Origin of the sequence: Streptomyces sp. NPDC006197, from assembly GCF_040613865.1 — a bacterium.
GTDB lineage: Bacteria > Actinomycetota > Actinomycetes > Streptomycetales > Streptomycetaceae > Streptomyces.
Genome location: NZ_JBEXSZ010000252.1, coordinates 1 through 5,933, shown reverse-complemented (window position 1 = coordinate 5,933; position 5,933 = coordinate 1). Strand labels below are relative to the sequence as shown.

Genomic DNA, 5,933 nt, shown 5'->3' with positions numbered 1-5,933 from the left:
GGGGCGGTGTAGCCCCCGAACTGCGCGCCCTCGACCAGGTGGCCCCCGCCCTGCCGCCGGACGCCGACCTGTACGCCCTCGGCGCCACCGTCGGCACCGGGCACCGTATTCGGCGGGTCAGACGTCGAGGTCGACGTCGGTGATCGGGTAGGCGACGCAGGAGTGGGTGTAGCCGAACTTCTCGTCGGAGAGCCGGAGTCGGGCTTCTTCGGCGGTGTGCACCTGTCCCTTGAGGACGCGGACGCGGCACAGACTGCACTCGCCGGAGCGGCACGCGGCCTCGGGACGGATGCCTTCGTCCTCCAGGGCGTCGAGGAGCGGGCGGTCGCGGCGGGTGCGGAAGGCACGGCCCCGGGCGGTGACGGTGACCTCGGCGGCCGGGTCCGTGCCGGCGGGCCAGTGCGGCTGGGCCGTCGGGTCGGTGGGGGCGCCGTTGGCCTCGAAGCGGATCCGGCGGCGTGGGTGGCCGAGTTCGGCGAGCTGGGTGAGCGCGTACGGGTAGAGGGCCTGCGGCCCGCACACGTACACCATCCGTCCGTCGAGCGGCCCGGCCAGGGCCTTGATCAGGCCGGAGGTGAGGAAGCCGGTCGGCCCCGCCCACCCCGGGTCCGGCTCGGCGACGACGTGGTCGACGCGGAGGCCCGGGTGGTCGGCGGCGAGCGCGTCGAGCTCCTCGTGGAAGAGGACGTCGTCGGCGGAGCGTGAGCCGTACAGCAGGTGGAAGCGGCGGTCGAGTCCGCGGTCGACGATCTCGCGGATCATGCTCATGGCGGGGGCGACACCGGACCCGCCCGCGAGGAAGACGATGTCGTCGCCGTGGAAGAGCGGATTGTGGTGGAAGGTGCCCGTCGGGCCGGTGGTGGTGAGGGTGTCGCCGGCGGCGACGGCGTCGATGAGGTGGTTGCTGATCCGGCCACCGGGAACGCGCCGGACGGTCAGGTCCCAGTGGCTGAGGCGGGCGGGGCTGGAGGAGATCGCGTACGGCCGGTTCGTGCCGTCCGCGAACACGCCGACGTACTGACCGGCGAGGAACGGCGGCAGGTCGCCGCCGTCGGGCCGGACGAGCCGGAAGGTCCTGGTGGTCGGGGTGTCGATGACGACGGCGGCGACGGTGAGGGACAGCCGCTTCGGGTGATGGGCGTCGATCAGACGGCGGGGGTCCGCGGTGCCCGGCGGGTGGGCCGCGGTGCTCGCGTGGCGCCGGTCGATCTCCGCCTGTACGTCGTCGTGTCCGTCGAAGAGCGGGGCGAGAGGGTGCTTCATGGGTAGGTGCCTCCCGGGGAGTCAGGCGGTCTGGGCGCGCAGGAGGCGTCGGGCGACGCGGTGACCCGACTCGAGCGTGGGCTGGAAGCCGCCCATGCCGGCCCAGGAGCCGGCCAGGTGCAGGCCCGGGACTCCGGGGTCGCGCACGCTGTCGCGGAACAGCCAGTTCTCGGTGCGGTCCTGGTCGTAGCCGTAGATCGCGCCGCCCGGGTGGCCGAGGTAGCGGGCCATCGTCAGCGGGGTGGCGACGTCGACCTCCTCGATCGCGTCGCGGATGCCGGGCGCGACGGCCTCGACCCGGTCGAGCAGCGTCTCGGCGTAGGCGAACTTGGCCTTCGCGTACTCGGCCGGCGGAATCCTCTCCCACGCGTCCCCGTACTGCAGGGTCATCAGGCTCACGTGGGTGGCCCCGGAGGGGGCGAAGCCGATGGGCGCGACGTCGTACGACGAGACGCAGACGCCGCGGGCCGGCTCCAGGGTGCGCCAGGAGGCGTAGGTGCGCTCGTCGTCCAGGTCGGCGGTGACGAAGGTGGTGCTCGTGGTGAAGCCGAGCTCGGCCGGGGTGGCGTCGAGGCCCATGTGCAGCACGAAGCCGGAGACGCCGGTCCGGCGGGTGGCGAGGTCGGCGCGGATCCGGGACGGTACGACGGAGGGGTCGTCGAGCATCCCGTACGTCAGCGGCAGCGAGGCGTTGGAGACCACGTCCCGGGCCGACACCTCCTGGCCGTCGTCCAGCCGGACTCCGGCCACGCGCCCCCGCTCCGTCAGGACGGTTTCGACGGCCGTGCCGAAGCACACCTTGCCGCCCGCCGAGAGGAAGGAGTCCAGGAGCGCGGTCGACATCGCCTGTGAACCGCCCTTGACGTGCCAGGGCTTGAACTCCAGGTACGCGAACAGCATCAGGGCCATGTCCTGGAACGGGAGCCGGGACGGCGGCTGCCCGAGGTAGCTCCAGTAGGTGGCCAGTACCGATTTCAGGGCCGGATCGTCGAAGTGCTCGTCCAGTACGTCGCGGAACGGCCGCAGGCCCTGGCGGAAGAGGACCGGGTCGACCTCGTCGGCCGGCATGCCCCGCACGGCGGCCATCTGCCAGAACGTGACGTCCCTGGCGAGTTGGAAGAACCGATCGATCCGGTCCCGGTTGCCGGGGAACGCGCCCTCCAGGGCGTCGACGGCCCCGGCCCAGTCGGCCGGCACGGTGACGTCGTGGCTGCCCGGCACCACCGCTCGGTACAGGTCCTCCTCCTGGACGAATTCCAGCCTGTCGGCCACGCCGAGCTTGTCGAACAGGCCCCGCAGGGTGAATGCCTGGCCCTCGAACCCGACCCCGGACAGCTGGTGCAGCGCCACCTCGAACTCGAAGCGCCCGCGCCGGAAGGAGGTGGCGCAGCCGCCGGGGACGTTGTGGCGCTCCACGAGCAGGGTGCGCAGGCCGGCGCGCTGGAGGGTGGTGGCGGCGGTCAGGCCGGCGTTCCCGGCGCCGATGACGATCGCGTCGACGTCGGTCACGCGCCGGCCGCCCCTCCGGCCCCGGTCGCCTCCTGGGCGATCCGGTCGAACTGGGAGCCCATCGCTTCGGCGAGCGCCTTCGCGGCGGAGAGCGGGCGGACCATCACCATGAAGTCGTCGATCTTCCCCTCGTCGTCGAAGTGGAGGAAGTCGCAGCCCTGGATCTGCCGGCCGTCGACGGTGGCGGTGAAGACGAAGGCGTGGTCGCGGCCGTCGGGGTTCGCGATCTCCCGGACGTAGGTGAAGTCCTCGAAGACCCGCATGACCCCGCGCAGGATGGCGGCGGTGATGGCCTTGCCGGGGTACGGCTTGAAGGCGACCGGGCTGGTGAAGACGACGTTCTCGGCGAGGAGCGCCTCGACGGCGGCCTCGTCGCGGTTCTCGACTGCCGTTCGGAACGGATGCACAGGAACACCTCTAATCAATTAATTGAATAGGTGTATCGGAGGGTATGGATGAGGAGTGCCGTTGTCCATACCCCGCGTGTGGTCGAGTGCCGACCGGCCCGGGATCGGCCCATGGGTGGATGCCGACCGAACCGGCGGGCATCTGGGATCGCCTCGGCGGAACTGGATGAAGAGAGTGGCTCCGCCCTGCGTGATCAGGAAATGGAGGCTGGGCAAGGGAAGTGACTCCCCGTCGGCGCCATCCGCAGATGGCCGCGCAGCGGGGAAGCCGCCGGGGCGACGAAGCGGTCGACGAGGTGGCCGAGGCGTTCGCTCGGTGTGGCGCCCCCGGTGCCGACGAGGTGCGGAAGGTCCGGGTTGCGGGCCGAGCGCCGGATGGAAGCGGTGATGGCGGCGTGCGATTGCGCGTACCGGTCGCCGGTGCCGGTCATCGCGCGCTGGAGTTCACCGGTGAGGCAACCGAAGCCATGATCGACGGCGCGTACCAGGGGTCCAGCTTCGAGCCGAAGCGCTGGTCGAGCAGCGGGATCAGCGCTCGACCGGCGGTCCGCGTGGCTCCTTCACCCGCTTCATGGCGATCTGCGAGCTGGCGTGATCCGTGAGTCGACCTCGGTCACCCCGGTGAGCGTCGTCAGCCGCTCGACCCACAGCCGCTCGTACGCCGCCGGGCCAGCCGACCGGTGAGGGGCACGCGGGACGGTGGACTCCTAGGCCCGGTGGGAGTCCTCCGAGCGGATGGCGCCGCGAACGCCGGTGGTGACCACGGTGATCAGGCACAGGGCGATGACGGTCTCGGCCCAGAAGAAGGCGAACCAGTCCATGACGCAGCCGATCGGGGGCGCGCCGGGGGCGGTGTTCCGGAACGCCGCGAGGGCGAACAGCGTGGCGGCCATCCAGGCGAGGGCGGGCCAGGCCACGCCCTCGCCACGGGTCGCCAGGTACCAGGCCCCGAGGAGCACGGACGTCGCCAGCGCCCACATCACGACCATCATGAAGACCGCGAAGACGAGCAGACTGGTCGATCGGGACAGCCGCAGCCCGACGACGGCGTCCTGCCCGGAGGCCGGGGGCGTCGCGGAGACGGAGAAGCGCGTGTCGTTGTTGGAGAAGAGCATCCGGACCGGCACCTCCTTTCCGCCCATCAGCGCCCAGAACTCGATGTCGGTCTCGTAGGTGTCGAACGGGTAGTCACCGATCGATCCACCCGCGATCGCGACCTGCACGTCCTTGGGGGCGAGCCGCTCGTGCGCTTCGAACGCCAGGTCGCTGAGGGTCGCCACGGAGGTCTGGAGGCTGAGGTCGTCCACCGGGGCGGTCCCCTCCTCCTCGCCGAGAGCCCCACGGGGGACGACCTTGACCCGCAGGACGAGCTCTCTGGCCGCGGCGTCGACGCTCTGGACGACGGCCTCCACGTCCACCCGGTCGGCGGCGCGGGACCCGGCCGTGCGGACCGTGTCGTTCGCCTGCCGCTCGGCGAATTGAAGCCGGGACCCCACGGACACCGCCACCACGATCAGGACCGCAAGGGGAATGAGGACCGGCAGGAGCGACGCCCCGGAGCGGCGTGGGCTGGGTGAGGGTGAGGCCATGGCGACTCCGACGAGGTGAGAAGGACACGTGAAGTCACCCTTCGATCGCAGATGGCCACTGTAGGCGTTCAGCGGCTTGTCGCCGTGGAGGCTCAGGAACCGCGCCGAGTGGTGGCGACGCGTGCGTGCTGACGGCGCCCGCCCCGACAGGACGGCCGGCACCGACCGCGTCGGCGGCAGCGACCGCGTCGGCGGCAGCGACCCGACCGCGGACCGGGGCGACCACGGGGTCGGGCCGGCGGCCGGAGCAGACCTGGACCGGGGAGGCGGGGCCCCCACCGCGTGTCGGCCTGCGGCAGTCGGCCGACAAGCGTCATCCGTGCCCGGGCCGCACGAGGCCCATAGGTACTCCTCTTCCCTCCCGCCGCGGCGGGAACAATCCCGCGGCGGGCGTCGTTTGACCGCAGGCCGATCCCTCCGGACCCAGGAGTGCCTTGACCGACGCCGTGACCACCACCGCCCTCGCCCCGCTGCCGTCCCTCGCCGCCCAGGCCGAGAGACTGATCGAGCTCGGAGTGCACGAGCTCGCCGGGGAGACCGCCGACGAACTGCGCGCCTTCACCAGGGCCGCCGCGACCGCCGACGTGGACGCGCTGCTCGCCGTACACCCGGACCGGGTCCCGGCGTCCGTGCTCGCGCCGCTGCTCCGTCGTGACGACAAGCCCGGGTTCGTGGTCGTCGACATGCCGGACGTCGACGACTTCCGACCGTACGGCGTCGAGCTCCCGGACGCCCCGTTCTATCTCGTCACCGGCCTCGACCGCGGCGACCACATGGCCGACTGGAGCCCCGAGGAGGCGCTGCCGGCGATCGTGCGGGAGGGGCGCAGCCCGCTCACGCTCGCCGAGGGGATCCACTGGGTGATCCAGCAGCCGACCGCCCTGGAGCGCAACCGCTGCTTCATGACCATCGGGTCGCGGTTGCGTAAGGCGAACGGCGCCTACGACGCCCGTACGCCGGCGATCTGGATCAGCAACGGGACGGGGCGGGACGGCCGCGAGCGGCGCAACGCCCCGAAGGTCGGCTGGTGTTGGTGGGGAAACCGGCATACCTGGCTGGGCTTCGGCTCGGCGCTCGACGCGGCCGTGGAGGAGCGCATCGCCCTCACCGCGGACCCGGCCCAGGCGGACGCGCTGCGCGCCGACGTCCTCTTCCCGGTCCGGCA

At 72.1% G+C, this 5,933-nt stretch carries 6 protein-coding genes; 1 reads left to right on the top strand and 5 read right to left on the bottom strand.

What is annotated here, in order from left to right:
• Positions 1-117: 117 nt before the first annotated feature.
• From ABZ318_RS38765 to ABZ318_RS38745, 5 genes are all read right to left on the bottom strand, one after another.
• Positions 118-1,263 carry a 2Fe-2S iron-sulfur cluster-binding protein gene (locus ABZ318_RS38765; RefSeq protein WP_356907115.1) on the bottom strand — a complete coding sequence of 382 codons (1,146 nt, stop codon included), beginning with the start codon at positions 1,261-1,263 and terminating at the stop codon, positions 118-120.
• Between the two features lie 21 nt (positions 1,264-1,284).
• Entirely contained in the window at positions 1,285-2,772 is a 1,488-nt protein-coding gene (locus tag ABZ318_RS38760; RefSeq protein WP_356907114.1) for an NAD(P)/FAD-dependent oxidoreductase, read from the bottom strand.
• Positions 2,769-3,179 (bottom strand): nuclear transport factor 2 family protein, encoded by a 411-nt coding sequence (locus ABZ318_RS38755; RefSeq protein ID WP_356907113.1) that lies wholly within the window; start codon positions 3,177-3,179, stop codon positions 2,769-2,771. The genes ABZ318_RS38760 and ABZ318_RS38755 overlap by 4 nt, the downstream gene beginning before the upstream one ends.
• A gap of 194 nt (positions 3,180-3,373) precedes the next feature.
• On the bottom strand, positions 3,374-3,610 hold the full coding sequence (locus tag ABZ318_RS38750) for a hypothetical protein (protein WP_356907112.1): 237 nt from the start codon (positions 3,608-3,610) through the stop codon (positions 3,374-3,376).
• A 276-nt stretch (positions 3,611-3,886) separates the two neighbouring features.
• The gene (locus tag ABZ318_RS38745; protein ID WP_356907111.1) at positions 3,887-4,768 is read right to left on the bottom strand and encodes a DUF4436 family protein; all 882 of its coding nucleotides are present in this window, start codon (positions 4,766-4,768) and stop codon (positions 3,887-3,889) included.
• A gap of 434 nt (positions 4,769-5,202) precedes the next feature.
• On the opposite strand from ABZ318_RS38745, the gene ABZ318_RS38740 reads away from it, so the two are divergent.
• The coding region (locus tag ABZ318_RS38740) for a DUF5701 family protein (RefSeq protein ID WP_356907110.1) at positions 5,203-5,933 on the top strand (731 nt) is incomplete at its 3' end.

Bases quoted from the DNA above. Each gene is read 5' to 3' on its own strand.
- ABZ318_RS38765 (WP_356907115.1), bottom strand. From the start codon at position 1,263: ATGAAGCACCCTCTCGCCCCGCTCTTCGACGGACACGACGACGTACAG.
- ABZ318_RS38750 (WP_356907112.1), bottom strand. From the start codon at position 3,610: ATGACCGGCACCGGCGACCGGTACGCGCAATCGCACGCCGCCATCACC.
- ABZ318_RS38745 (WP_356907111.1), bottom strand. From the start codon at position 4,768: ATGGCCTCACCCTCACCCAGCCCACGCCGCTCCGGGGCGTCGCTCCTG.